The 26,047-nt window shown below is 43.9% G+C and carries 23 protein-coding genes and 5 tRNA genes; 23 read left to right on the top strand and 5 right to left on the bottom strand.

Annotated features, from left to right (window positions below; all coding sequences use genetic code 11):
- Window positions 1-577 precede the first annotated feature (577 nt).
- The gene (gene thrC, locus SWOL_RS06715) at window positions 578-2,080 is read left to right on the top strand and encodes a threonine synthase (protein ID WP_011640710.1); all 1,503 of its coding nucleotides are present in this window, start codon (window positions 578-580) and stop codon (window positions 2,078-2,080) included.
- A gap of 157 nt (window positions 2,081-2,237) precedes the next feature.
- On the opposite strand, the gene SWOL_RS06710 is transcribed toward thrC, so the two are convergent.
- Window positions 2,238-3,452, bottom strand: a complete 1,215-nt coding sequence (locus SWOL_RS06710) for a cofactor-independent phosphoglycerate mutase (protein ID WP_011640709.1) — start codon at window positions 3,450-3,452, stop codon at window positions 2,238-2,240.
- Window positions 3,453-3,797: 345 nt separating this feature from the next.
- Here SWOL_RS06710 and SWOL_RS06705 point away from each other — a divergent pair, with 345 nt between their 5' ends.
- From SWOL_RS06705 to SWOL_RS06680, 6 genes are all read left to right on the top strand, one after another.
- A complete protein-coding gene (locus SWOL_RS06705) occupies window positions 3,798-4,661 on the top strand; it encodes an NAD(P)/FAD-dependent oxidoreductase (protein WP_011640708.1) in 864 nt (287 codons plus the stop codon).
- 205 nt (window positions 4,662-4,866) lie between these two features.
- A tRNA-Asp gene (locus SWOL_RS06700) sits at window positions 4,867-4,942 on the top strand.
- A gap of 33 nt (window positions 4,943-4,975) precedes the next feature.
- Window positions 4,976-5,051, top strand: a tRNA-Phe gene (locus tag SWOL_RS06695).
- An 8-nt stretch (window positions 5,052-5,059) separates the two neighbouring features.
- Window positions 5,060-5,134, top strand: a tRNA-Gly gene (locus SWOL_RS06690).
- 115 nt (window positions 5,135-5,249) lie between these two features.
- Window positions 5,250-5,325 (top strand) — tRNA-Cys (locus SWOL_RS06685).
- Between the two features lie 305 nt (window positions 5,326-5,630).
- Window positions 5,631-5,719: transfer RNA gene (locus SWOL_RS06680), tRNA-Leu, on the top strand.
- A gap of 106 nt (window positions 5,720-5,825) precedes the next feature.
- Here the strand turns inward: SWOL_RS06680 and SWOL_RS13980 are convergent.
- Entirely contained in the window at window positions 5,826-6,146 is a 321-nt protein-coding gene (locus SWOL_RS13980; protein ID WP_081424799.1) for a tyrosine-type recombinase/integrase, read from the bottom strand.
- A 1,021-nt stretch (window positions 6,147-7,167) separates the two neighbouring features.
- Here SWOL_RS13980 and SWOL_RS06670 point away from each other — a divergent pair.
- The 5 genes from SWOL_RS06670 to SWOL_RS06650 all read left to right on the top strand — a co-directional run bounded on the left by SWOL_RS06670 (window position 7,168) and on the right by SWOL_RS06650 (window position 9,656).
- Window positions 7,168-7,461, top strand: coding sequence for a nucleotidyltransferase family protein (locus SWOL_RS06670; protein WP_011640706.1), 294 nt, complete (start codon window positions 7,168-7,170; stop codon window positions 7,459-7,461).
- Entirely contained in the window at window positions 7,458-7,751 is a 294-nt protein-coding gene (locus SWOL_RS06665; RefSeq protein WP_011640705.1) for a HepT-like ribonuclease domain-containing protein, read from the top strand. Before SWOL_RS06670 ends, SWOL_RS06665 begins: the two co-directional genes overlap by 4 nt.
- A 349-nt stretch (window positions 7,752-8,100) precedes the next feature.
- Window positions 8,101-8,325: a hypothetical protein gene (locus SWOL_RS06660; RefSeq protein ID WP_011640704.1), complete on the top strand. Its 225-nt coding sequence runs from the start codon at window positions 8,101-8,103 to the stop codon at window positions 8,323-8,325.
- A gap of 143 nt (window positions 8,326-8,468) precedes the next feature.
- On the top strand, window positions 8,469-8,882 hold the full coding sequence (locus SWOL_RS06655; RefSeq protein WP_011640703.1) for an RrF2 family transcriptional regulator: 414 nt from the start codon (window positions 8,469-8,471) through the stop codon (window positions 8,880-8,882).
- A 255-nt stretch (window positions 8,883-9,137) separates the two neighbouring features.
- A complete protein-coding gene (locus SWOL_RS06650; protein WP_011640702.1) occupies window positions 9,138-9,656 on the top strand; it encodes a CGGC domain-containing protein in 519 nt (172 codons plus the stop codon).
- 178 nt (window positions 9,657-9,834) lie between these two features.
- On the opposite strand, the gene SWOL_RS06645 is transcribed toward SWOL_RS06650, so the two are convergent.
- On the bottom strand, window positions 9,835-10,674 hold the full coding sequence (locus tag SWOL_RS06645) for an alpha/beta hydrolase (protein WP_011640701.1): 840 nt from the start codon (window positions 10,672-10,674) through the stop codon (window positions 9,835-9,837).
- Window positions 10,675-11,117: 443 nt separating this feature from the next.
- Between SWOL_RS06645 and SWOL_RS06640 the strand changes: the two genes are divergently transcribed.
- From SWOL_RS06640 to SWOL_RS15280, 4 genes are all read left to right on the top strand, one after another.
- On the top strand, window positions 11,118-11,999 hold the full coding sequence (locus tag SWOL_RS06640) for an MBL fold metallo-hydrolase (RefSeq protein ID WP_011640700.1): 882 nt from the start codon (window positions 11,118-11,120) through the stop codon (window positions 11,997-11,999).
- A gap of 590 nt (window positions 12,000-12,589) precedes the next feature.
- Window positions 12,590-13,678 (top strand): sensor histidine kinase, encoded by a 1,089-nt coding sequence (locus tag SWOL_RS06635; RefSeq protein WP_155814157.1) that lies wholly within the window; start codon window positions 12,590-12,592, stop codon window positions 13,676-13,678.
- Entirely contained in the window at window positions 13,665-14,267 is a 603-nt protein-coding gene (locus SWOL_RS06630) for an accessory gene regulator ArgB-like protein (RefSeq protein WP_207635271.1), read from the top strand. Before SWOL_RS06635 ends, SWOL_RS06630 begins: the two co-directional genes overlap by 14 nt.
- Entirely contained in the window at window positions 14,260-14,385 is a 126-nt protein-coding gene (locus SWOL_RS15280; protein ID WP_081424798.1) for a cyclic lactone autoinducer peptide, read from the top strand. Before SWOL_RS06630 ends, SWOL_RS15280 begins: the two co-directional genes overlap by 8 nt.
- Window positions 14,386-14,448: 63 nt before the next feature.
- Here the strand turns inward: SWOL_RS15280 and istB are convergent, their stop codons facing one another.
- Window positions 14,449-15,171, bottom strand: a complete 723-nt coding sequence (gene istB, locus SWOL_RS06625; RefSeq protein WP_011639493.1) for an IS21-like element helper ATPase IstB — start codon at window positions 15,169-15,171, stop codon at window positions 14,449-14,451.
- Window positions 15,168-16,664 (bottom strand): IS21 family transposase, encoded by a 1,497-nt coding sequence (gene istA, locus SWOL_RS06620; protein WP_423218532.1) that lies wholly within the window; start codon window positions 16,662-16,664, stop codon window positions 15,168-15,170. The genes istB and istA overlap by 4 nt, the downstream gene beginning before the upstream one ends.
- A 306-nt stretch (window positions 16,665-16,970) precedes the next feature.
- Here istA and lspA point away from each other — a divergent pair, with 306 nt between their 5' ends.
- From lspA to carB, 7 genes are all read left to right on the top strand, one after another.
- A complete protein-coding gene (gene lspA, locus SWOL_RS06615; RefSeq protein WP_011640698.1) occupies window positions 16,971-17,420 on the top strand; it encodes a signal peptidase II in 450 nt (149 codons plus the stop codon).
- Complete coding sequence (locus SWOL_RS06610; protein WP_011640697.1) at window positions 17,413-18,330, top strand: RluA family pseudouridine synthase; 918 nt, start codon at window positions 17,413-17,415, stop codon at window positions 18,328-18,330. Before lspA ends, SWOL_RS06610 begins: the two co-directional genes overlap by 8 nt.
- 141 nt (window positions 18,331-18,471) lie before the next feature.
- On the top strand, window positions 18,472-19,023 hold the full coding sequence (gene pyrR, locus SWOL_RS06605; RefSeq protein ID WP_011640696.1) for a bifunctional pyr operon transcriptional regulator/uracil phosphoribosyltransferase PyrR: 552 nt from the start codon (window positions 18,472-18,474) through the stop codon (window positions 19,021-19,023).
- A gap of 379 nt (window positions 19,024-19,402) precedes the next feature.
- Window positions 19,403-20,341: an aspartate carbamoyltransferase catalytic subunit gene (locus SWOL_RS06600; protein WP_011640695.1), complete on the top strand. Its 939-nt coding sequence runs from the start codon at window positions 19,403-19,405 to the stop codon at window positions 20,339-20,341.
- Window positions 20,325-21,620: a dihydroorotase gene (locus SWOL_RS06595; RefSeq protein WP_011640694.1), complete on the top strand. Its 1,296-nt coding sequence runs from the start codon at window positions 20,325-20,327 to the stop codon at window positions 21,618-21,620. The genes SWOL_RS06600 and SWOL_RS06595 overlap by 17 nt, the downstream gene beginning before the upstream one ends.
- 32 nt (window positions 21,621-21,652) lie before the next feature.
- Entirely contained in the window at window positions 21,653-22,723 is a 1,071-nt protein-coding gene (locus SWOL_RS06590; protein WP_011640693.1) for a carbamoyl phosphate synthase small subunit, read from the top strand.
- Between the two features lie 50 nt (window positions 22,724-22,773).
- Complete coding sequence (gene carB / locus SWOL_RS06585) at window positions 22,774-25,998, top strand: carbamoyl-phosphate synthase large subunit (protein WP_011640692.1); 3,225 nt, start codon at window positions 22,774-22,776, stop codon at window positions 25,996-25,998.
- The last annotated feature ends 49 nt before the right edge of the window (window positions 25,999-26,047 follow it).

Genomic DNA, 26,047 nt, shown 5'->3' with positions numbered 1-26,047 from the left:
TCCTCTGAATTCAATTCCAATGCTCCTGCCCAAAGCTTCATGGATAAAGGTGATTTCGCTGCCAAAAGTTATAATTATGCATTAGCTTGCATAAATATACCGCTTGCAGTCTACGCATGGGCGACACCTGCGGCTTGTCTCGCGGCTCAAGGGGTGCCGCATCCATGCTTCGCCAACGCTCGCTTTGTATATTTATGCAACCCTTCTGCAATAAAAAAGTTTTTTGCAGTGGAGTCAATTAAACGCTCTCTTTTTACGGTCAAGCTACTTAAAAAATTTCGTTTACATTTACCTGTCGGGTTTTTAAGTATAGAATATAGAACAGAATTCTCTTGACATCTGCGGCAGGAGAAGAACTACTTGTCTCTTCTCCTTATGTTTCTTTTTAAGCATCGGAAGAAACTGCGAAGCAGTTTCAACACAGCGCTGCAACGAGGCGGGGTATTAGAACCCGCTGCTTGTTTTAATTAATGGGAACCCGAACACTTAAAGAAATGGGGACCTATTTTACCTCGTTATAATAATCATACTGATTAGTATATCCTTTTCCCAGGATAGTCTTGAAGGAGGAAAATTTGTGAAATATGAAAGTAGTCGAGGAAAATATCATTCCGTCACCGCTGCAGAGGCCATAAAAATGGGGATTAGCCCGGATGGAGGTCTTTTTGTTCCTGAATCTATTCCCCATCTGGATGACAAGCAATTAACTGCCATGGCCAGTAGTTCATACCAGGAAAAAGCTTTTCATATTATCAGGCAGTTTTTGAGTGATTTTAGTGATGATGAGATTAAGAGCTGCATTAATGGAGCTTATAATCAGAAAAGTTTTGATAACGAGAGAATAGCACCTTTGGTAAAACTTGATACAGGAGTATATATTCAAGAACTGTGGCATGGCCCTACCGCTGCCTTCAAGGATATGGCCTTGCAGATGCTGCCGCACCTTTTGACCATCAGTGCTCATAAAACGGGAGAAAAGGCGGAAATAGTCATCCTGGTGGCTACCTCTGGAGATACCGGTAAGGCGGCTTTGGAAGGATTTAAAGATGTAGAAGGAACAAAGATTATTGTCTTTTATCCGGATGAGGGTGTCAGTGAAATACAAAAGCGCCAAATGCTGACCCAGGAAGGCAATAATGTCTATGTGGCTGCAGTTAGCGGCAATTTTGACGATGCCCAGAACGGAGTTAAAAGGATATTTGCTAATGAAGAATTTGCCGCCCGGCTGCTGCAAAACGGGCAGAAGTTGTCATCAGCCAACTCCATTAATTGGGGGCGTTTATTGCCCCAAATTGTTTACTATGTGGCGGCCTATCTTGATTTGAAGGCTGCTGGGATAGTTGAAGAAGCTCAATCAGTAAATATAGTGGTGCCCACGGGAAATTTCGGTAATATCCTGGCGGCTTATTATGCCTCCCGGATGGGGATTCCAATAAAAAGGTTGATCTGCGCATCAAATGCTAATAATATCTTGACTGATTTTATCCACAGTGGCATCTATGACCGCCAGCGCAAGTTTGAAAAGACTATATCCCCTTCTATGGACATTCTTATCTCCTCCAACCTGGAAAGGCTTTTATTTGAAGTTACCGGTCACAATGCCAGTCGAGTTGCTGCCTGGATGGAAGACTTGAAGGATAGGGGAAGATACGAAGTAGATGCTGTTACTCGCGATGCCGTACAGGACATTTTCTGGGCGGATTTTTGCTCCGACGAAGAGACCCTTACTGCTATCCGCCAGACCTGGAGGGAACATAGCTATTTACTGGATACCCATACGGCCGTGGCAGTAAATGTTTATCAAAAATACCGCTCTGAAACCGGGGATAATACTATAAGTATTATTGCCTCTACCGCCAGCCCCTTTAAATTTGCCAACAGCGTGGCTCAGGCTGTTTTGGAGCCTGAATTGCTGCAGGGCAAGGATGAATTTGAATTAATGAACTTACTCTCGCAGTATACCGGTATAGCTATACCGGTAGGGTTGAAAGAGCTGGATAGAAGGGAAATCAGACATCACAGCGTCTGCTCCCAGCAGGGGATGGAAGAAATGGTTATGTCCTTTTTGCAGCTGGTATAAACCGCTTTGTTAGGTAATTCTATACTAGCAGGCATAAGTCAAAATGAAAACAGAGTGAGGGCTAAGGGGAATAAGGGGGAGCTGTAGTTAGGGGAAATTAACCTCTTATCGCTAGGTGTTTCCCTCACTTTTGCTTTCAGTTATTTTTTTAGCTCCTTTATAATTTCCCGCGAATAAAAAAATCCATGAGCTCATGGCCCTGCTCAAAAATCATACCCTGACTGCCATTAATTTCATCATAAACCGCCGCTGGATTTTCCTGCGGATGGTTCTTGTCAAAAAACAGGAAAGGTACGGGTTCGGATGAGTGGGTCTGGATGGACAGGGGAGTGGGGTGATCCGGTAGAATCAATACCCGCAGTTCCTCGAATTCATCCATATCTTTTACTACCAGAGACACCACCTCTTTATCGAGCTGCTCAATGCTCCAGATTTTTTTCTCCAGACTACCCTGGTGTCCGGCTTCATCAGGTGATTCGATATGCAAATAGACAAAATCCTGTCCTTGTTTCAATTCGTCTAAAGCGGCTCTGGCCTTACCGGCAAAATTGGTTACTATGCCACCGGTGGCTCCTGCTACCGATACCGGTTTAAGCCCGGCGGAAATGCCCAATCCTTTTACCAGGTCTACTGCTGCTACTACTGAGCCATGAAGAGCGAATTTCTCTTGAAAGCTCGGTAGTGAAGGTTTACTCCCTTCCCCCCAGAACCAGACCGAAGTAGCCGGATTATGTCCAGCCTCCAGGCGAGACCGGTATAGGGGATGCTGCTGCAGGATAAGAGAGCTTTTTCTCATTATTTCCAGGAGAGGGGCGGAATCGCGTCCCTGAGGCAGGTAGTCTTTAATTGGGCGTCCGGAAATATCATGGGGGGGAGTTAAGATTATTTCCCGGCCTAACCCGTTTTTCCATAGCAGTAAGTGTCGGTAACTGATACCGGGATAAAAATGAAAACTATCGCTGCCTAATTCTTTTTCCAGGAGCTGCAACAGTATGGCAGAATCCTGGGTATCTATTTCACCCGCACTGTAATCGAGCATCTTGCGCTCACTATATTCTGCTTCGGCTGACAAACTTACCAGGTTGCAGCGTAAAGCCAGGTCTTCATCCCCCATTTCCACCCCCATGCTTACTGCTTCCAGGGGGGATCTTCCTGTATAATAACGGCAGGGATCATAACCCATTACTGAGAGATTAGCCACATCGCTTCCCGGGGGAAAACCTGGCGGAATGGTATTGACCTGGCCGATAACGGCTTTTTGGGCCAGCGAATCTATATACGGGGTATGGGCATATTGCAAGGGGGTTTTATCCCCTAGTTCGGGAATAATATAATCAGCCATCCCGTCTCCCAGGATTACCAAGTATTTCAAAGCCTATCACTCCTGTAGCTTTTTTTATTAGAGTATAACATTATTAAGGAAACAGTTGAAAAGATTGTTGAAGAAAGCCGTAGTCGGGTATAATTAATAACAAATTAAGGTGTGAGGGGTAAGGTGTCAGGAGAGGAACATCAGTGTTTTTGTCCCTGGGCTATAATGAAGTGAAATATGTCCACCGCTTCTATAGGCGGCCGGGTTCCTATTAATAAAACAGGCGGCGGGTTCTAATACCCCGCCTCGTTGCAGCGCTGTATTGAAACTGCTCCGCAGTTTCGTCCGATGCTTAAATTAGGTTAATTAAGTTGAGTTGATATAGATTAATTTATGGGGGTTATTATGCAAAACGAATTTTACGATATAACTATACTGGGATGTGGCCCGGCGGGCTTATCTGCAGCTATAAATGCGACCATACGAAACAAAAAAGTACTGATAATTGGGGCGGAGATATGCAGCCCGCCCTTACACAAGGCCCAGAAGATTGACAATTACCTGGGTGTTCCTGGAGTCAGAGGAGAAGAACTGCTAGCCCGCTTTATGGAACATGCTCTGGATATGGGTATTGAAATCATCAGCACTAAGGCAGAAGCCATAAATGAAGCTGAGGGAGTATATAATATACTGGTCAAGGAAGAAATGGTAAAGAGCAAGGCCATTATCATAGCCACGGGCATCCCCTATAAACCTACGCTGCCCCGGGAGGAAGATATGCTGGGTCGGGGATTGGGCTACTGTGCTACCTGCGATGGTCCCATTTATCGGGGTAAGGATGTACTGTTAATAGCACACAGCAGTGAAGCGGAAAGTGAAGCCAACTATATGGCGGAGATCTGCCGGAAGGTTTATTATTTACCTCTCTACCAGGAAACAATGGAACTCGACCCCAGAATAGAGATTATAAACGGAAAACCAGGGGAAATTATTGGCTCTGACTTTGTTCAAGGATTAAAATTAAAAGATGGTAGTGAAATAAGAGTTGAAGGTTTATTTGTTTTGGGCGGAGAAACGGCCCCTGATCGCTTAATTCCTGGCTTGGAGATAAGCAATAAACACATAAAGGTTAACCGGCAACAGGAAACCAATCTTCCTGGAGTATTTGCTGCCGGGGATTGTACCGGTCCTCCCTACCAGGTGGCGAAGTCAGTAGGAGAAGGACAGGTAGCTGGCCTCAATGCCAGCAAATATGTGGGTAGGAAATAATCATAGTAGCGGAGATAACAAATATCGCTCATTGTCATAAAGGCAATTAGGGATCTAATCTCATAAGCAAGAGATAACAGTCAAATAACTATGTAAAAAGATATAATGGCGAAGTCGCTCTATACTACAATCATAGAATTTAAAACAAAGTGGGCTGTTAATGGTTGACTAAAATAGAGGCTGATGCTATAATAAATTTCGTTGCGGAGCCGTGGTGTAGCGGTTAACATGCCGGCCTGTCACGCCGGAGATCGAGGGTTCAAATCCCTTCGGCTTCGCCATATTAAGCTTATTTTTTCGAGGGAGATAAACCTGCCTCGGTAGCTCAGGTGGTAGAGCAGCGGACTGAAAATCCGCGTGTCGGTGGTTCAAGTCCGCCCCGAGGCACCATGAAAAATGCGGAAGTGGCTCAGTGGTAGAGCATCGCCTTGCCAAGGCGAGGGTCGCGAGTTCGAATCTCGTCTTCCGCTCCATTGAATTCTCGGCGTTACGAAGTAACGCTTTTGTTTTGAATAGTATTAGGTTTTGCTTTTAGCGAATTATTTGTTATAATAACATCGCATAAGCGAGACATAGCCGTAGAGTTTTGGGCGGGTGGCGAAGAGGCTAACGCTGTGGTCTGCAAAATCACCATTCACCGGTTCGAATCCGGTCCCGCCCTCCATAATAGTCACTAAAGCCTTCCGTTTTTGGGGAAGGTTTTTTTATGCAAAGAATAGCTTTTGTTTCTATTTAACCCCCATGACTCGAGGACACAACCATGAAAAGTAAGCTAGCAGGCTTTTGAACAGTAGCGTATGGTAGGAGATATTGACCCCTCACTCCTTACCCGTTACTCCTCCTTTTCTAATTAATAGAAACATTGCAAAGCGGAAGGTAAGCCAGTTATTCATTTTGCTTGCAAAAAGAAGGATGTTTTGATAAACTAATTCATGCGTTAGAGATAAATGCGCAGTGAAAAAACTACATGCCCGGGTGGCGGAATAGGCAGACGCACGGGACTTAAAATCCCGCGAGGTTTACCCCTCGTGCCGGTTCGACCCCGGCCTCGGGCACCATCTTTATGAATATACCGGCATTTGAGCCGGTTTTATTATTTTCTGCGCTTTTTCAAATTTACCCATTTTAAACCCCATAACACCACCAAACATTTGTACTTTTGCGCTAAATTTGCACTTTCTGTTCTGGCTCAAAAACCAGTGTATCAAACTTATCTGCAAGGCTTTGATCTCTTCCGGGCAGTACATGGCCATAAATTTTTAATGTAATGCTTGCATCTTTATGCCCAAGTCTTTCCGACACTTCATTTATGTTTGCACCGGCAGAAAGTAATATTGTAGCGTGGGTATGCCTTAAGTGGTGGAATGTCATGCCATTGAAGCCGTATTTAGCGGTTAGATTTGAATATCTATGCCCCAGGTTATTCCGATTGATAGGCTTGCCATGTTTATCTGTAAACACCAGAGAATCATCCGCTACCGATATCCCTTTTTCTTTCTGCCCTTCTTTATGCTCTTTTAAAACATTTAATACCCGATCAGTTACATTTTATATTGCGGGTGCTGGTGTCGTTTTTAGTGCGGGGGCGGTGTTCAAATTCATCCTTGCTTATAGCGTGTAGGGATTGCTCAATTCGAATTATTTTCACAAGCCACAAGATTTTATCCCATGTTAGTCCAAGCAGTTCTGATTGCCTGGCTCCGGTATAGGCTGCAACAAATATAAGAGCATAGTCCTGGCGATTTTGTATGTGCCCCAGGAATGTATTTAATTGCTGGGGTAATATATTTATACAGACTATATAAGTATCCCCATTATATTTGGTTGATCAAGATGTGGGCGTATTATTGTGTTAATTACTAGAAAATCTCTCCCCTTGACTCCAGATAGCAAGAGAATTCTACCAGTTGTACGAGTTTAGGAGCTAAACCAAATTTGACAACTCCAAGCTAAGCAAAGATTTGCAACCATTGAGACCTAGGGGTAGGGGTATCCTCCGGGTCTTTCTTAGTATCCTGAGAAGTTCAAGGCCTCACAGAATGAGAATGCGATGCGGTCAACGTTTAGCATGGCTCCTACATTTGACGATTGCTGAAGAATGCAACATAATAATAGTGAAGAATCATCAATAATGACGGGAAAAGCATTGATTTAGCTTCATTTGACACAAGGTATTTTTAGAGTGGGAAACGAATTACAAGAAGGGTTAGGTGCCTAAAGATGTATACGCCGACAAAGTGCTTAAAACTATGGAGTAGGTATGATAAATAGATATATGATGGCAGTTGATTAGAAAAGTTGGCAACTATCCGGGAATTCCGGATAGTTCAAACCTGGTTAAGTATTACGGGCAGAAATTGCATATACTGCTGAGGGCGGTAAAAAGTATAATAAGGTAAGATAGAGCTAGATAAAATTAAGATGAACTCGAAATACAATTCCCCCTTAATCAGTGTTGAGTTTGGGTATTCGGAGTAATCGGCCATGAAGAGTGAGGTGCTGAAACATGAGTATGACTTTGAATGATTTAAGAAAAGAGCGCGAGCATATAAAGAAAATTGCCCAGAAACATGGTGCCGGAAATATACGAGTCTTCGGATCTATTTCTCGCGGGGAAGAAGGACCGGACAGTGACATTGATTTTCTCGTTGATTTTGAAGATGAACGAAGTCTTTTTGATCTGGTGGGGCTTAAGCTGGAACTTGAAGAATTACTAGGCCATAAAGTTGATCTGGTGACCGAAAGAGCTATGCATCGTTTGATTTCCGCCAAGGTAAAGAAGGAGGCAGTTCCGCTATGAAGGATGATAGCGTGTATCTTATCCATGTTCTCGAATGCATTAAGCAGATTGAAGAATATACGATCAATGGCCGTGAAGAGTTTATGAACTCTCGGTTAATTCAGGATGCGGTTATTCGAAACATAGAAATCATAGGTGAGGCAACTAAACAGGTCTCCCCTGGATTGCGCAGGCAACATCCGGAAATTCCATGGAAGGAAATGGCTGGTATGCGGGATGTGCTGATTCACGATTATATGGGGGTAGATCTGCCAAATCGTATGGAATGTGGTAGCTCGCAATTTAGCTGAGATTAAGGAGCATTTAAGGGGATTGCTTTCTAACGAAACTTTGGACTTTTGATTTCTTACAAAGCGATTGAAGTTGAAGAAGCGATGAGCATTTCTACAGGTCGATATCATATGAAAAGCTGCTAAATCAAGACACCGGACTCTATAGAGGAAGCTCAGTCTATCTGTACGAATTGCTGAAAGATAAGCTGACAGATGGAATGGGCAGCATAGGCAGTGTCTTTATTTTCCCTCAGACGTATGTCTGGGGGAATTTTGTGTTTAGGTGTAACCCCTCCTTTTTGCGTAAGTAAAAGCAGAAGGACTTCTGGGTAATAGTATCGAAGATTTGGCATAGGGGGGTTGCACAATGAAACGCGCATATTATGGTGAGCCAGTGAGCAATTTTTTGCGCCGTGATGAAAATTTTATACTAGGTGAGCTTGCCAAAAACAATCAATTTGCTTTGGAGGATTTGCAGCGCAATACATGGATCGAAGAAATCCGCATCTTAAAACGTAAGCTTAGCGTTTTTGAAGGTGGCTATCCCAGAATTCCCTGGCTTCACCTATGGCTCTCCCATAATAATATTTGATCCACTGCAAAAATCCCTTTTTATTTGTTGAGTTTTCAAGTAGGTTCTCCTTTTTAAATAAAACTCTAGCCATTCTTTAAATAAATGATTATTATTATAAATAATACTAAGCAGACAATATTAGTCTGAAAAGGAGTTGCACCATGCAGATCACACGCCAGACCGAATATGCTATTAAGATATTAATTGAACTTGCTAAATCTCCTTTTGGAGAATTGATACCCAGCAAGCTTATTGCCGAGCAACAGGATATACCCGGCATGTTTTTGCAAAAGACGGTGCAACTTTTATCACGGGCTGGATTAGTCAGTACGCAACGGGGTATTCAAGGGGGGGTGAGGCTAACAGTATCTGCAGACAAAATTACTATTGCTAATGTGATAACTGCAATTGAAGGACCTCTAGCTTTAAATCTTTGTTTATCGCCGGGTTATTCTTGTCCTAATATGACAGATTGCCAGGTGAGACATATTTTGGGGCGAGCCCAGGCGGCTTTGTTGCACGAATTACAGCAGGAAAGTATAGCGGATATAGTAGAAGGGAAACTGGCCAAGTGATGGATAAAAACTCTTAACCTGGGTCGTATCACCGCAAGTAAGACAAATATAATCGACAATATCTTATAGAGAGGGGAAATATTCGACCTGGGGCCATCTCTTCCGGCTTTTGTATCCCCTGGAGTATTGCAATATCTGGTGGATAACTTCGGTATTAAACCTATTAACTCGGGGGAAGAAGATCTTTGGGCCATACTGGCTAGATAACTTGAAAATTTATATTAATGGACAGCATATAGGAAGGTGAAATCAACTATGAAGTGGACCAAGGAAGCTGAGCTTGAACTCAAAAAGGTGCCGGTATTTGTTCGCAAAATGGCAAAAAGAGCGGTGGAGATGGAGGTTGGGAATGCTGGCAGAGAAGAGGTAACAGCTGAGGATTTAAAAATTGCCCGGGAAAAGCATATAAGTTTTGCAGAAGAGCAGCCGGAAAAGAATGGTCTAAAGCCCACTCGTATAGCGATTGTACGTTGCGAAACGGTTTCTGAGGTATGCCCGGGCGTAGCCTGCTTCAAAGCCTTTAAGCAGAGGCGGGCATATTTTAAGGATTACGGCCCGGAAACTGAAATCATTGGGTTCTTTACCTGTGGGGGTTGTCCGGGAAGGCGGGTATCAAGATTGGTAGAGAAATTAAAGCCTTTTAATCTGGATATATTGCATCTTTCTTCTTGTATGATGTTGGAGAATACTTATCCTGTTTGCCCCCACAAGGAAGAAATTAAAAAGATAGTAGAAGCTATGGGTGTCAAGGTAGTAAGTGGAACCCACCACTAAAGTGGCATCGGGACAGATCTTATTCTGAATTTAGATCCGTCCCGGTACTTTAGTAAGAAAAATGAGGAGTGAGGGGTAAGGGGTGAGAGGTTTAATTTATTTCCTACTACATTTTACTATTTCAGCACCTACTAACTCACTTTTCATTGGTGGTTGTGGCCCCTGGGGGCATGGGATGTTAGTAAGAATCAAGCCATTCCAGTATTGTGTTCCCCAGTTGCTTTTCCTGGCCGCTATAAAAATGGCTGGCCTCATTTATCTCGCGGATGGTCACTGATTCTGGAACAGCAGCATTTTGCTTCATATTATGCATTAATTCCATACTGACTGGGGGGAAATCCATGCTTCCCCTTATGAGAAGCATGGGGCAGTAAATCTCTTTAACCAGTTCCTCGGTATCAGCTGGCGTATTGGGACCATAAAAATCCAGAAAAGTACTGACCGTAAAAATCCAGGGCATAGTTCCCCGTCCACGTAAAACGATTAGCTGGTCATACATGCCCATTTCTCCCAGTTCATTTGCCTTAAACAAGCCTCTTTCATAATAGTTGTCGGTGGTCAAGTATCTCATCATCTTGGAAACTGAAGGTGGCGGACTTACCAGAATCATTCCCTGTACTTCAGGAAATTGCAGCTGATTTTGGGCATAGAGCAACTTGGGTATTGCCTGGCTATGACCTAATAGGATGACTCGGGGGTAGCCTCTTGAACGCAAGAAATGCAGCAGGGCTTGCACATCTTTAACACAATCCTTAAAAATATCCCGCATAAGGCCGATAACTGGTTTGCGATCATGATCCGGGGCGGTGCCAAAATCATGTCCCCGGTTGTTTGCACTTAAACAAGAAAAGCCATGCTCGGACAGGATTTCAGGAAGAAACCTGCCCAACCCGGTATAAAAATTCATAGCTGCCCCATGCATTATTATTATGGCTGGTTTTCCTTGCTCTGCCTCATAGAATGCTCCATGCAATACAATACTGTCCTCGGTTTCCACCTGTACCAATTCAGTCTTCATAAGTCTTCTCCTTTCTCAATTCTGTTGTCAGGACGAAAAAACAGAAAAAGCTTAGCTCCTGATATTGGACTTATTACCATTCTAATCTATCCTATAGGAAATTAGTAATAATAGAGAATGAATGCTAATACTTTTTGCTTTGCAATGAAATGGGAACAGGCAGGGGGCAGGATAGCCGTTGAATAACTATAACAAGGTGGAATATGTCCTCCACTTCTTTAAACGGCTGGGTTCCTATTAACAAAATAGGCGGGTTTAAATCCCCCGCATCGTAGAAGGTGTGTTGAAACTGCTCCGCAGTTTCTTCTGATGCTTAAAATCAATAAAGAAAGCGGACAGAAGCTGGCTGGATATAGTAGAATAAGCTTAATGGTAGAAATATCGGTATTTAGAGAATGAAGAAAGAGCCGTGAATGGTAGAAAAAATGAAGGGGGATTATTTGATGAAAAAACTTTCTGAGAACGTAATGGTATTGGGTAATGGTTATTTCAACTTCTACCTGGTAGGAAAGGAAAAAGCAGCCTTGCTGGAATGCGGGACCAGAGCCGGAGCAACAATATTTAAGGAGCAGTGGTCCCAACTGCAGGATAAGCCAGAGGTAAAGTACATAGTAATTTTACATTCTCATTTCGACCATTCCTGTGGTGTGCCTATTCTAAAAGAAATATTTCCCGAGGCCCAGGTACTAGCCAGTGCTTCGGCTCAGAAGTTGCTCTCCAAGGAGCGGATAGTTAAGGATTTGTACCGTAATGATGCGATAGTATCGGAATCTTATATCAAAAACGGTTTTTTAAAGGATAAACCGGATACATCGGAATTGGATAATATTCTAGTAGATTGTACGGTAGGTGAAGGTGATATTGTAGATTTGGGGCAGGGGCTGCAGCTTAAAATACTGGATGCTCCCGGTCATAGTGTTTGTTCCATTGCTGCTTATCTGGAAACAGACCGAGCTATGTTCCTTTCTGATGCCGCCGGTTATCGCAGCAGCGAAGCCGAGATTTCGCCGGTCTTTTTCCAGGGTTATGATGAATATATGAGTACTCTTAAAAAGCTTATGTCCTATCCGGCGAAAATACTGGGAGTAGCGCATGGCTATATCCCGTTAGGAGATGAAGTGGATAAGTTCTACCAGCAGACAATACAAGCAGCGGAAGAAGGATTTGAGTACATCAAAAACTGCTTGGATGAAGGGGTCGGGGAAAAAGACTTGGCCGACAGGCTCTTTAAACGCTATATCAAGGGAGGACTGGCTTATTACCCCGAAGCTATGATGCTGGGGGCCATGCATCTTTTAATTGCCAGTGTAAAGGTGAAAATATAGAATTGGAACATGGGTAAACTATTATAATATGTATTTTCAAGGGAAGTAGCCATGAGGGTAGTACTTTTGCCAACGGTAAAAGCAAGAACCATCATGGCTTTTTTTTAGCAGTTTTCCATAAGCTACAAGTTGTTAGCGTAATAAGCCATTATGTGGTATTAACCAGCATTTACTTAAAAAAAAATGTAAACCACAAAAATTAAGAGGAATTCTAAACATTATTTAGAAATAATTATAAGGAAAGATATGGCGAGGTGTAATATTTGCTTGCTTTTCCATTCTGGTTCCAGATACTGTTTGGCTTTATAACCGGCTCACTAACGACTTGCGTGGGCTTGGTATTGGTAAATATTGTTCCTGATCTCAAGAAGGTAGCTCTTGCAGGATTCTGTTATGCTTTAGCAGTTGCTCTGTCTAGAAGCTTGGCACTACCTTTTGGTATTCATTTCATAATACTAACTCTACTACTCGCAATAATCATTACCTTGATATGGAGACTCCCAGTTTTCCGGGCAGTTTCAATAACAATATTTGGAACGCTGGTACTGTTGGTAGGTGAATCGGTGTTCCTTCCTATATGCTTGAAGGCAATGAACTTGAATATAGATGCCGCTATTAGCAACCCGCTATTGGCGATATTTATTCCAGTCCCGCAAATAGTATTTTCTATATTAATAGTATTGGTTTGTTGGAAGTATAGACTTTATTTGGTAAACTATAGTACAAAAGGTACGGGTAATTCAGTTTACCTAAATGGAAAAAGGTTTAAAATCGTTATAGGTTTAGTGCTGGCATTGCTGTCTCTCGTAATTGTACAGGTTGTTTGTAATGTTACGGTATTCAATATTGAAATAAGTCCCACTATAAGAACATTATCCTTACAAACTATGGGATACCTGACCAATCTAACCGTAGTTCTCATTTGTTTAACAACTGCCCTATTGATAATTCAGTTTATTGAATTGACTGATAAGGAAAGCCAATTATTGATTCAGTCATCGTATTTAGATACGGTAGAGGAGCTTTATACTGCACTAAGAGCCCAGAAACATGATTTGGCCAATGACTGGCAGGTTCTTTATGGATTGATGCAATTGGGGGATCTGGAGGAAGCTCAAAAATACCTGGAAGAATTGATGGGTAAAAGTATATCATCTGAGAATTTTGTTGTCACGGGTGACCCGGGTTTGTCCGCTCTCTTGTATATTAAGTCTGGGATAGCCCTGGCTGAAGGTATTAATTTTGAAGTTGGGGTGGAAACTCTTATGAATCAAAAGCTTATTTCTACCTATGACTTGAATCGGGTTGTCGGAAATCTTATCAACAATGCTTTTGATTATGTGATGAACCTGGAAGAGGAGCGGAGAATAGTACAGGTAAGGATTTTTGATGATGAGGACAAGCAGGTGGTTGAGGTGGCTAATTGCGGTAATATAGACGAGGATATCTTAGAAAAGATATTTCATAAGGGATTTACTACCAAATCTGGGAAACATTCCGGTCTGGGGCTTCATATTGTAAAAGAGTTGCTGGAGCAAAATAATGGACAGGTAAGAGTGGAGAACCGAGGGGATATGGCCCTCTTCTCTATTTATATACCTAAAGGTTCAGTGACTAAGGGGGGAGTTCATGCACGCTCTAGCCAAAAGGATCGCGGAATGGCTGGTGGACAGATCTGACTATCCCTTTAATCAAGAGGAAATACGTTATGGTATTGAAGTTTTTTTGGGAACGGTATTTCAAATAATAATTATCTTATTAGTTGCCTTTGTTATCGGCTTGGCTAAAGAAGTTGCTTTTTGTTTATTGTCTGCCGCAGTTTATAGGAGGTTTTCTGGGGGTGCCCATTGTGAGAAATACTATCGATGTACCTTAACCAGCCTTCTCGTATTTAATGTACTCGCTTATATTGCTCATCTTATTGATCCTGCTTATTTCCAACTATTAATTCTGATTGCATTTATAACTTCGTTATTGGCATTATTGTTTTTAGTTCCGGTTGATAACCCAAGGAATCTGATATCCAATACTGAGCAGCGAAAAACCCTAAAGCTAAAAACTTCTATGGTATTGATGGTGCTTTTTGGGGGTTCAATTGGAGCCTATAGGCTATATACACACCAGATTGCCCTGGCAATATTATTGGGTGTTCTATGGCAGACCTTTACCCTCACAGCTTTAGGACATAAATTTATTGTTGGGTGGGATCGGTCTTTTGCCTATATAGAAACCATATTTTCAAAGGAAGGAGGGATTCATAATGAGTAAGATGAGAAACCTTATTTGCACTTCTCTTGCTACCTTCTTTGCATTTGTAACGCTAAGCAATTTACAAATCTGTTGTCCATTGGTTATATACCAGCCAGAATTGCCGAAGAAAGAATAAGTGTGTTTGGCAAGTATAAAATACATCAAACGGCAAAAAATAAATCCAGCACCCCAGTTTCCACTATTTCCTTATCGTGGAATGTGTAAGTCTGTAGCTTTGTCCACCAAAAACCAGTAGATGACTATGGTGGATTAAGCGGTCAATAATCGCACTGGTTAACTTCTCATCGTAGAATATGCCATTCCATTTACTAAACTCTAAGTTGGTAGTGATAATAATACTGCGTTTTTCATAGCAATCAGCTACTACCTGAAAGAGTAGCTGCGCACCCTGGCGATCCAGGGGAATATAACCCCATTCATCGCAAATTAGTAAATCCAGCTTCGCCAGTTGCTTTAGCATTTTGCCCAGATTACCAGCATTTTGAGCATCATTTAACTCGTTGACCAGGGTTGATGTTCTATAAAATCCCACCTTCTTTCCTTGATTACAGGCTTCTACACCGATGGCGGTAGCCATATGGGTTTTGCCCGTTCCCACCGGGCCATATAGAATCAGGTTTTCCCTGTTTTTTAGGAGGGCTGCAGTTTTCAAATCATCTAATGGTATTGATGCCGGTATCTCAATATGATCAAAACTGTAGCCATTAAAGGTTTTTATTACATCAAAACCGGCTTGTCTTAAACAGCGGTTTTTACGGTTTAATTCCCGTCCCTTAACCTCTATTTCTAAAAGTTTAGCCAGAAACTCTTCGTGGGTATCAGCCTTAATATCTGCATAGTTCTGTACTATGCTGTTCCCCCAGCGTAATTGCTTGCAATAGTCTTTAATCAATTCTTTCATCTGCACTCACCTGCTTTCAGGAAAGTATCATAGCAGGTCAGATCAGGAGTATATATTGCCGGTGAATTTATGCCGGCAGATAATAACGGCAAAAAATCATTAAAGGTTGGTTCGGTTAATCGGCGGTAGCTTAACAGGATACTGTCAGCATCTGCTTTGCCGGAATCTAATGTCTCCAGCAAGCATATGGTTGCTGTATCCATATCTGTTTCGGTTATCATACGTACTAAAAGATTTAGGCTCTTCTTTTTTTCCGCGTAATCCAGATTATTAAAATAGTCCTGCCAGGGGTCAGGTAGTTCGCGATAAAATCCAGTATATTTCAAAGCATTAGGGCGTTTGGCCAGTGTAGTTAGGTAAGGCAGCCAATCCATTAGTTCCTGATTCTGGCCATATAATCGTTTATGTTTTACGATAGGCTGGTATTGTTCGTTTAATAGTTCCACCTGATGGGCACCTAGCCTCATATATAGTTCTTTATTTGCCACCTGGGGTGATGCGGAATATACGTTTGTATCAACACAGACTTTGCCGTATTTGTTGGCCGATAATTTCTGCATACGGCCGATCGTAAATGGTTTGGCCGGCAGGGGTAGCATGGCTGTAAGGTCATCTTGGAGAAGCTCATTTATTACCCGGCCTTTACGGTAATGTTTCCGGCAGTGGTCTTTTTCAGCCACGGCAAAAAGTCCCTGGTTAAATTCTTCAATATCACTAAAACTGGGTTCGGGTACAAAGTAGTTCCTGCGGCTGTAACCCACCTTGTTTTCAACATGGCCTTTTTCGTGCCCTTTACCGGGGTTGCAAAATTGGGGCTTAAAGCCGTAGTGGAGGGCGAAGCGGTAAAATTGGTCTACTAGTTTCCGCTCTCCTTTTTCCCCAATACCAGCAACTGCCGCTGACATATTATCAAACCAGATTATCCGGGGAACATGCTCTAAATATTCAAATATGTCTTTTAGTCCGGTTAACAGGCATTCCTGGTTCTGACCCCGAAATATCTGGGGATACCCAGCATTACTATACGGCAGCGAAAGAATTAATTCATATCCTTTGACTTTCTGGCCTTGCTCAATCATGACGATTTCGCCGAAGTCTACCTGCGCTTCTCCTGCTGGGTGTTCCAGGGGAAGGTAGCCTTCTTCTTCACCGTATAGTTCTTTTTTTCTGGCAGATACATAAGTGCGAACAGTTCTTTCACAAGCATTAAATATATCCTGATGTTCATCACACAGCCGGTCGTAGATGCGCCGAGCAGTGTGCCGTTGTTTAACTGGCCGGTTCAGGTCTTCTTTAAGCCAGGCGTCAATTATCGGTTTTACCGGGTCAAGCTTCGAAGGTCGTCCTCTTTTAGGTTTTCGGATTTCATTGAAATCGGTTTGCTCTGCATATTTTTTTACAGTCCTGAAATCATGTCCGGTCTCTTCGGCAATACTCCTAAGGGATTTGCCTTTATGAAAGTTTAAGTGTTTGATATGATATTGTTGTATCATCGTTAGCATCCTTTCTTATCTACCTCCTTTTGTCTCTTCAACAAAAAGGGTAGTATATTTTGGGGGTGCTGGCGATGATTTTTTTTCCAATTTACTGCTGTATTTTTAACTTGCCATTCGCTGTATTTTTATTGTGCCATAAACAAGAATAAGAATGCTAAATTTACATTTGTAGCTCTTTAATTACAGGGAATATTGTTCCCTGTTTTTTTTTGATACAGGGAGTAGAGCTTGATATTACCCTTCACATTGCGTAAACTTATAATACTTTACCGCTATTGCCAATGATAAAGCAGGAGGTTTATTTTGCGATTTTGGGGTAGCTTTTTGCTGGTTGTAATACTGGATAGAATAAGCAAAGCCTGGGTTCTGGCGTCGTTTTTGCCGAGAGAAAGCCGGTCACTTATTGAGGGGGGCCTTTATTTAACCTATGTACAGAATAGAGGAGCCGCTTTTGGCCTGATGCCAGGGAAGTCATGGCTGTTTTTTATTTCTGCGCTCTTGGTTATAATGGCTTTAGTGATTTATAACTGGCGCAGTAAGGCTTCACCGCTTGAAGCACTATCTACCGGTCTTATCGCTGGTGGTGCTCTGGGAAATCTTATTGATCGCTATTTCTATGGTTTTGTAATTGATTTTATTGACCTGGGTTGGTGGCCGGTTTTCAACCTGGCCGATAGCGCTATAGTCTGTGGGGGAATATTACTGCTAATATTGGTTTTGCTTGACGGAAAAAGAGAGGAAAGAAATGCCTAGAACTGAGATTCTGCTGGTAGACGAAGAAATGGAAGGCGAGAGACTGGATGCCTTTGTCACAGAACAATTGGATGAACTTTCCCGCTCGCTGGTTAAAACTCTGATTGAAAATGGAGAAATTAGGGTTGATAGCAAACAGCAAAAGCCGAGTTACCGGCTTAAAGCGGGGGAAGAGATAATAGTGGAGATACCCGCTGTACGGGAGCTTAAACTTAAAGCTCAGGATATTCCCCTGTCTTTTATATACCAGGATAAAGATATTGCGGTAATTGACAAGCCCAAGGGAATGGTGGCACACCCGGCTCATGGCAATTGGGAAAACACTCTGGTAAATGCCTTGCTTTTTCATCTAAAAGACCTTTCCGGTATTAATGGAGAATTGCGGCCCGGAATCGTACACCGCCTGGATAAAGATACCTCCGGGGTTATGGTGATAGCGAAAAATGATATGGCCCACCGTCAGTTGGCGGCGCAAATCAAGGATCACAGTATAAACCGGGAGTATATTACCCTGGTTCATGGAATAATAAAGGAAAATCTGGGCAGTATCGAAGCTCCCATAGGGAGGAGCAAGCAGGATCGAAAAAAGATGGCAGTTATCGCCGGGGGGCGTCCAGCCGTTAGCAATTATCAGGTACTGGAGAGGTTGGGCAATTATACTCTATTAAAAGTAAAGCTCTTAACCGGGCGTACCCATCAAATCAGGGTACATTTTGCCTATATCAAGCATCCGGTAGTAGGGGACCCTCTTTATGGTTCGGGAAAAAAGCAGTTAGGGCTTGATACCCAGGCCTTGCACGCCCATTTGCTGGGTTTTAAGCATCCGAGCAGTGGAGAATATCGTGAGTTTAAGAGCGAATTGCCCCTTTATTTTGAATGTATACTTTCTGATTTGAGAAACAAACGTTGACATATATTCCACGGTTTTAGTAGAATCAGTTAGGACCTTTAAGTTGGCCCCGTGAGGCTAGCAAGGAATGACGGAGAGCAGCACCTGCCTGGCCTTATGCTTGGCAGGTTTTTGTTTTAATGAGGTAAGGAGGCGTTATTATTGGTCTTAAGAGAAAAGCATGCCATCATGGATGAGATGGGTATGAAGAGAGCCCTTACCCGTATTGCCCACGAGATTATTGAGAAAAACAAAGGCGTGAACAATGTAGCCATTATTGGTATTCGCCGGAGAGGAGGACCGCTGGCCCAGCGCCTGGCCCTGCGCATAGAAGAGATTGAAGGAATCAAGATACCGGTAGGGATTCTGGATATAACCCTCTATCGGGATGACCTTACCACCCTGGCCCAACAGCCTCAGGTTCACCGAACGGAAGTAAATTTTGATATCAACGGTAAAAGGCTGGTTTTGGTGGATGATGTTTTATATACCGGCAGAACCGTAAGGGCCGCACTGGATGCTTTGATTGACCTGGGGCGACCGGAATGTATTCAGCTTGCGGTACTGATAGATCGAGGGCACCGGGAGTTGCCCATAAAAGCAGATTTTATAGGCAAAAATGTACCCACTTCGCGACAAGAGAACATCGAAGTATATGTTAAAGAACTGGATGGAAAAGATGGAGTGGTGATACAAGAAATAGTAGACTCGTAGAATTTACCCTTTAAACTGGTCCCGAGAGGCCGGCAAGGGAAAGGTTCCAGAGTATCGACTGAAAGCTTTCCTTGCTGCCCGGCAAGGAAAGCTTTTTTAACTTGGGAGTTATCTCCTATCAGGAATAAGGGGTTCTTCCCCACTGTTCCACACAAAAGAAATGAGGTCAGGCACCTCTGGTTTCAGGTAAAAACTAATGACAGCTTCATAAAGGGGAATATTAGTATCAGGTTTATCCGATGACTAACTCGCTCTAAGACTCCCGCCTCTATAGGCGGGAGTAAGAGCGACTAAGTCTCTGGATAAGTGCGACTAAGCTTCAGATGGAGTTAAAACTCCACCTGAAGCAAGTCTTACTTTATTGAGAGGGGGCTTTAGTTTGAAGCTGGATAGAAAAGACTTGTTGGGACTGCGAGATTTGAGCCGGGAGGAAACGGAACTGATTTTGAATACGGCCATACCCATGAAAGATGTTATTTGCCGGGATATTAAGAAGGTGCCTACTTTGAGAGGTAAAGCTTTGGTGACGGTGTTTTATGAGAACAGCACCCGAACCCGCACCTCTTTTGAATTGGCCGGCAAATATTTGAGCGCAGATACGGTTAACCTGTCGGTTTCCACCAGCAGTGTGCAAAAGGGCGAGAGCCTGAGAGACACCATCAAGACTATTGAGGTAATGGGTTTTGATTTAATGGTAATGAGGCATGCCATGAGCGGTACCCCCCATTATGTCGCCCGTAATACCCGGATGAGGGTTATTAACGCTGGGGATGGAGCTAACGAACACCCTACCCAGGCTTTGTTGGATATGTATACCATCAAAGAAAAGAAAGGAACTCTGGAAAGCTTGAAAGTAGCTATCGTAGGGGATATTCTGCATAGCCGGGTAGCCCGTTCCAATATTTACGGTCTGAGCAAATTTGGTTGTGATATCCGGGTGGTAGGCCCGGCTACTTTAATGCCTCCTGGCATAGAAAAATTGGGGGTCAAGAGCTATTACAGCCTGGATGAAGCCATCAACGGGGTTGATGTAATCAATATCCTGCGTATTCAACGAGAGAGGCAGGTAAGCGGTCTTTTCCCTTCGCTGGATGAATATGCCCAACTCTATATGCTAAGCCCCCAAACCCTGGCCCGGGCCAAGGATGATGTTCTGGTTCTTCATCCCGGTCCTATAAACCGTGGAGTGGAAATATCCAGCGAGCTGGCCGACAGCGCCCAGGCCCTGATCAATGAGCAGGTAACTAACGGGGTGGCGATAAGGATGGCTCTTTTGTTCCTGATGATGGGAGGTGGGCGAGATGAGATTACTTATTAAAGGGGGAAGGCTAATCGACCCCTTCAACCATATTGATGCTATTCAGGATCTTTTGGTGGAAGACGGTAAAATCCGGAGTCGGGGTAATGCTCTAGACGATAGCGGCTGTGAAATAATCGATGCCAGTGGGAAAATAGTCTGCCCGGGTTTTATCGACATTCATGTTCATCTTCGGGAACCCGGTTTTGAATACAAGGAAGATATAGCTTCCGGTACCAGAGCAGCGGCTTGTGGGGGCTTTACTACGGTTTGCTGTATGCCCAATACTGAGCCGGTGATAGATAATGAAGCGGTGGTAGGTTTTGTCAGGGAAAAAGCCAGAAAGGTCGGCATAGTCAATGTTTTGCCGGTGGGAAGTATTAGTAAAAAGCAGGCCGGTTTGGAATTAAGCGAAATTGCCGAGCTGGTAACGGCTGGATGTGTGGCCATATCCGATGATGGCAAGCCCGTTATGAAGGCTAATATTATGCGTAATGCTCTGGATTACGCAAAAATGTTCGGCCTGCCGGTATTATCGCATTGCGAGGATCTTAACCTGGTAAACGGGGGCTTGATGCATGAGGGCTACTACTCTACCATTTATGGGTTAAGAGGGATACCCGCTGCAGCTGAAGAGGTAATGGTAGCCCGTGATATTATTTTAGCTCGATTGACTGGCGGACATTTGCATATTTGCCATGCTTCCACGGCAGGTTCTATGGCCTTAGTTCGCCAGGCTAAAGCTGAGGGACTGAATGTGACTTGTGAAGTGACTCCTCACCATTTGACCCTGAGTGATGAAATAATAGACGGCTATGATGCCGATACCAAAGTAAATCCCCCCTTACGCTCCGAGGAACACCTGCTGGCTTTGCGGGAGGCCTTGCTTGATGGTACCGTGGATTGCATTGCCACCGATCACGCGCCCCATCATTTTGAAGCCAAGGACTGTGAATACGAATTGGCTGCCTGCGGAATATCCGGATTGGAAACGGCGATAGCAGTAATAATGGATAAGCTGGTAAGGCCCGGACTTTTGGATATTAAGGATATGGTCAAGTTGTTTACTAGTGGGCCAGCCGGAGTTATGGGTATTGATAAAGGCAGTTTGGAAGAAGGGAAGTCGGCAGACATAACGATTATTGACTCGGAAATAGTCAAAACCGTGGACCCTCGCACTTTTAAATCCAAAGGCAGGAACACCCCCTATAAAGGAATGGAGCTCCAAGGTTGGCCCTGTATGACTCTGGTTAACGGGGTGCTGGTAGCGCAGAATGGTGAAATAGTACTGAAGAAGTAATTAATGACTTCGACTAAGGGAGTGATTACCGGATGAATGGATATCTGGTTCTGGAGAGTGGCCGGTATTTTCGGGGCAAACTATTGAATGATTGTCGCATGGCTGGAGGAGAAGTGGTGTTCAGCACGGCCATGATAAGCTACCAGGACATTATTACTGATCCTTCATACTATGGACAGATAGTGGTTATGACCTACCCGCTGGTAGGAAATGTGGGTTTTAATGAAAAAAGTTTCGCTTCCCGGGCAGCCATGGTTAAAGGGCTGGTTTTACGGGAAGCTACCGATTTCCCCAGTCATTATGAGATGGAAACTGATCTTATTTCCTTTCTTAATAAGAGTGAAATTCCCGTGCTTACTGGGGTGGACACCCGGGCTTTGACCCGGGTTATTCGCCATGAGGGAAGCATGGGCGGCCTAATTATCGATAATCTCGATGACAAGGAATGGATGATGGAAAAAGCGAGACTGGCTGCAGAAGAATTGCAGGGTGACCTGGTTCGCTTTGTCAGTCGTAAAAATATTATGAAATTTGGCAATGGTACTAAAAAAATAGTTTTACTGGATTTGGGCACCAAAAAGGGAGTAATTGATTCTCTGGTACGGCGGGATTGTGAAGTGATTGCTGTTCCCGCTAATACCGGAGCTCGGGAGATATTAAGGCTTCATCCTGATGGAATACTGGTTTCCGATGGGCCGGGAGATCCCGGAGCTATTGGCTATGCGATTGATACCTGTCGTGAGCTCTTGGGAAAGGTAGCTCTTTTGGGAGTGGGTCTGGGTCATCAGATTCTAGCCCTCGCCATGGGGGCCAGTATACTGCGCTTGCCTTATGGTCACCGGGGAAGCAATCACCCGGTTAAGAACCTGGAAAACAACCGGGTATATATCACCACGCAGAATCATGGTTTCAGCCTGGAGGAATCCTCGCTTAGCGGTACCGGAATCGAAGTAACTATGAGGAGCCTGAATGATGGTAGTATTGAGGGAATCAGACACCGGGAAATGCCGGTGTTTTCACTGCAGTTTGACCCGGAAGGTTATCCGGGATACAGTGAGACTGGTTTTTTCTATGATGATTTTATAACGAGAACGTCCATATAAGGAAAGGGGACACACCTGCTGCGCAGGAATGTCCCCATGGAGGAGATTATATGCCGATTAAGGAAGATTTGCACAAAGTACTGGTAATTGGATCAGGGCCTATTATCATTGGGCAGGCAGCCGAATTCGACTATGCTGGCACCCAGGCCTGCCGGGCATTAAAAGAGGAAGGAATTGCAGTAGTACTCTTAAACAGCAACCCCGCTACGATAATGACTGATGCTAATATTGCCGATCATGTTTACTTCGAGCCCATAACGGTTGAAACGGTCAATAAGATTATTGCCCGGGAAAAACCGGATGGTATAATTGCTAATCTCGGTGGGCAGGTAGGTTTAAATATGGCTCTGGCTCTTGATAGAGCTGGAGTATTGGAGGAAACGGGAGTTCCTTTACTGGGTATGCCATTGGATGCCATTGCCCGGGCTGAAGATCGGGAAAAGTTTAAAGCTACCATGCAAGAAATCGGCGAGCCTATCCCCGAAAGCGACATAGTACATTCAGTGGAAGAAGCCATTCGTTTCGCTGAGAAGATTGGTTACCCGGTTATTGTGCGACCGGCTTACACCCTGGGGGGGACCGGGGGAGGCACGGCCTATGATAATGAAGAACTACAGCAGATAGTGGTTAAAGGCTTGAAAAACAGCCCCATAAATCAAGCCTTGATTGAAAGAAGTGTAGCCGGCTTTAAAGAAATTGAATTTGAAGTAATGCGGGACGCCAATGACAACTGTATAACTATTTGCAGTATGGAAAATGTTGACCCTGTTGGCATACACACCGGGGACAGCATAGTGGTGGCTCCAGCTCAGACCCTGAGTGACGAAGAATACCAAATGCTGCGGGCTTCTTCTCTGAAAATTATTCGCCACTTGAAAATAATCGGGGGCTGTAATGTCCAATATGCCCTGGACCCTTTCAGCAAAAAATATTATGTCATAGAGGTTAACCCCAGGGTAAGCCGTTCCAGCGCCCTGGCCTCCAAGGCAACTGGATACCCTATTGCCAAAGTTACCACCAAATTGGCTATCGGTTATACGCTGGATGAAATACCTAATGCAGTAACCGGTAAAACCACCGCCTGTTTTGAACCGGCTATAGATTATGTGGTTCTTAAAGTGCCCCGTTGGCCCTTTGACAAGTTTGTTTTCGGTGATCGCAAACTAGGGACTCAGATGAAGGCTACCGGTGAAGTTATGGCCATTGACCGCAGCTATGAAGCGGCTTTCCTAAAATCCATTCGCTCCTTGGAAATAGGCCTGAACGGCCTGCGCCTGCCGGTACTGCAAGAAATGAAAGATGAGGAATTGCGCCAGCGTTTGGGAAAGGCGGATGATGAAAGGACTTTTATTATTGCTGAAGCTTTGAGCCGGGGATTTTCCTTGGACGAAATCTGGGAGATTACCAGGATAGATAAATATTTCCTGAAAAAAATGAAAAACATTATAGATTTTGCCCGGGTACTGGAAGAGAAAGAATTGGATTATGAATTATTGCGAGAGGCCAAGAAGATTGGCTTTTCCGATTTTGAAATAGCTGCAATCAAGGGGCAAACGGAAGAAGAGATACGAAAACTAAGAAAAAAAGCGGGAATTCTTCCTACTTATAAATTAGTGGATACCTGTGCGGCTGAGTTTGATGCTGACACCCCCTATTTTTATTCCTGTTATGAAGAGGAGAATGAGGCCTGGCATGATCCGAACACTCGTAAAATTCTGGTTATAGGGGCGGGACCGATCAGGATTGGGCAGGGAGTAGAATTTGACTATTGCTCGGTGCACTGTGTTTGGGCTTTGCGGGATGCAGGAATAAAGGCCATCATTGTAAACAATAACCCGGAAACCGTCAGCACCGATTTTGACACCTCCGACCGCCTGTATTTCGAGCCCCTGGTTTATGAGGATGTTATGAATATCATTGATGAAGAACAACCCGAAGGGGTCATCGTCCAGTTTGGCGGGCAAACCGCCATTAACCTGGTTGCTGCTTTAAACCGGGCGGGAGTAAAGATTCTGGGTACTTCCAATGACAGCATTGACCGGGCGGAAGACCGGGAGCGTTTTGATTTGATGGTGGAGAAACTGGGTATCCCCCGTCCCCCGGGTAAAACCGTGTTTTCTGTAGAAGAAGCAGTCAAAGCAGCAGAGAAGATAGGCTATCCGGTGCTGTTAAGGCCTTCTTATGTACTGGGGGGGCGGGCTATGGAAATAGTTTACAATGTTGATGAACTCAGGCAATACATGCAGACGGCAGTAAATGTCAACCGGGAACACCCGGTACTGGTAGATAAATACTTGCTGGGCAAAGAGATTGAAGTGGATGCCGTTTGTGATGGCTTGCAGGTCCTAATTCCCGGGATCATGCAACACATTGAGAGGGCCGGGGTTCATTCCGGGGATAGTATGGCGGTTTTTCCCGCCCATGACCTGAGCCCGGCGATTAAGGACAAGGTGGTGGATTACACGCTTAGATTAGCCCGAGAATTGGAGGTCAAAGGCTTAATAAATATTCAATTCGTAGAGTTTGAAGATGAGCTCTATGTTTTGGAGGTAAATCCCCGTTCCAGCCGAACCGTGCCTTTCATCAGCAAAGTAACCGGGATTCCCCTGGTAAAGCTGGGAACCGAGATTATGTTAGGCAAGAGCCTGGAGGAACTTGCTTATAAGGGCGGTTTGCAGCCAGAACCAGAATTTTATGCCATCAAGGTTCCGGTATTCTCCTTTAACAAGCTGGAACAGGTGGATATTACCCTGGGGCCGGAAATGAAGTCTACCGGTGAAGTTTTAGGAATAGACCGCTCCTTAAAAACCGCCATCTATAAAGGGCTTCTGGAAGCCGGTGTGGAAATCTCCCATATAGGCACCATAGTTGCTACAATAGCTGATAAGGATAAAGATGAAGCTATTCCTATTTTGTATGAATTGAGCCAGCTGGGCTTTAAGCTGGTAGCTACAGAAGGTACGGCTATGGCCCTTAGAAATAATGGTATCGCAGTAGAAACCGTCAAGAAAATTAAAGAAGGCTCACCAAATATTGTAGACTTAATTCGACAAGGTAGGGTAGACTTTGTAGTAAATACCCTTACCCACGGTCGTATGCCATTTACTGATGGTTTTCAGATTCGACGGGCGGCGGTAGAATTAAATGTTCCGTGCTTAACCTCCCTGGATACCTTGAAAGTGGTCAAAGAGGTAATTACTGAGGGTGAAAAGACCGCTGCTATGGGGATTATGTCTCTGCAGGAATATGTCAAAATGAACAAACCGCAATCATAAGTGATTATCAGGCTGGAACGAGCGGAGTCTTTCAAAGCACTAATACTTA

The organism is Syntrophomonas wolfei subsp. wolfei str. Goettingen G311, assembly GCF_000014725.1.
Lineage (GTDB): Bacteria > Bacillota > Syntrophomonadia > Syntrophomonadales > Syntrophomonadaceae > Syntrophomonas > Syntrophomonas wolfei.
Note: the sequence above shows the minus strand (reverse complement) of the source record. Positions and strands in the feature narration are given on the sequence as shown.

What these genes read in the sequence shown, in the direction of transcription:
- SWOL_RS06705 (WP_011640708.1), top strand. Translation starts at nt 3,798, where the DNA reads ATGCAAAACGAATTTTACGATATAACTATACTGGGATGTGGCCCGGCG.
- SWOL_RS06670 (WP_011640706.1), top strand. Translation starts at nt 7,168, where the DNA reads ATGAGTATGACTTTGAATGATTTAAGAAAAGAGCGCGAGCATATAAAG.
- SWOL_RS06665 (WP_011640705.1), top strand. Translation starts at nt 7,458, where the DNA reads ATGAAGGATGATAGCGTGTATCTTATCCATGTTCTCGAATGCATTAAG.
- SWOL_RS06660 (WP_011640704.1), top strand. Translation starts at nt 8,101, where the DNA reads ATGAAACGCGCATATTATGGTGAGCCAGTGAGCAATTTTTTGCGCCGT.
- SWOL_RS06655 (WP_011640703.1), top strand. Translation starts at nt 8,469, where the DNA reads ATGCAGATCACACGCCAGACCGAATATGCTATTAAGATATTAATTGAA.
- SWOL_RS06650 (WP_011640702.1), top strand. Translation starts at nt 9,138, where the DNA reads ATGAAGTGGACCAAGGAAGCTGAGCTTGAACTCAAAAAGGTGCCGGTA.
- SWOL_RS06645 (WP_011640701.1), bottom strand. Translation starts at nt 10,674, where the DNA reads ATGAAGACTGAATTGGTACAGGTGGAAACCGAGGACAGTATTGTATTG.
- SWOL_RS06640 (WP_011640700.1), top strand. Translation starts at nt 11,118, where the DNA reads ATGAAAAAACTTTCTGAGAACGTAATGGTATTGGGTAATGGTTATTTC.
- SWOL_RS06635 (WP_155814157.1), top strand. Translation starts at nt 12,590, where the DNA reads ATGAACTTGAATATAGATGCCGCTATTAGCAACCCGCTATTGGCGATA.
- SWOL_RS15280 (WP_081424798.1), top strand. Translation starts at nt 14,260, where the DNA reads ATGAGTAAGATGAGAAACCTTATTTGCACTTCTCTTGCTACCTTCTTT.
- istB (WP_011639493.1), bottom strand. Translation starts at nt 15,171, where the DNA reads ATGAAAGAATTGATTAAAGACTATTGCAAGCAATTACGCTGGGGGAAC.
- istA (WP_423218532.1), bottom strand. Translation starts at nt 16,664, where the DNA reads ATGATACAACAATATCATATCAAACACTTAAACTTTCATAAAGGCAAA.
- SWOL_RS06610 (WP_011640697.1), top strand. Translation starts at nt 17,413, where the DNA reads ATGCCTAGAACTGAGATTCTGCTGGTAGACGAAGAAATGGAAGGCGAG.
- SWOL_RS06595 (WP_011640694.1), top strand. Translation starts at nt 20,325, where the DNA reads ATGAGATTACTTATTAAAGGGGGAAGGCTAATCGACCCCTTCAACCAT.
- SWOL_RS06590 (WP_011640693.1), top strand. Translation starts at nt 21,653, where the DNA reads ATGAATGGATATCTGGTTCTGGAGAGTGGCCGGTATTTTCGGGGCAAA.
- carB (WP_011640692.1), top strand. Translation starts at nt 22,774, where the DNA reads ATGCCGATTAAGGAAGATTTGCACAAAGTACTGGTAATTGGATCAGGG.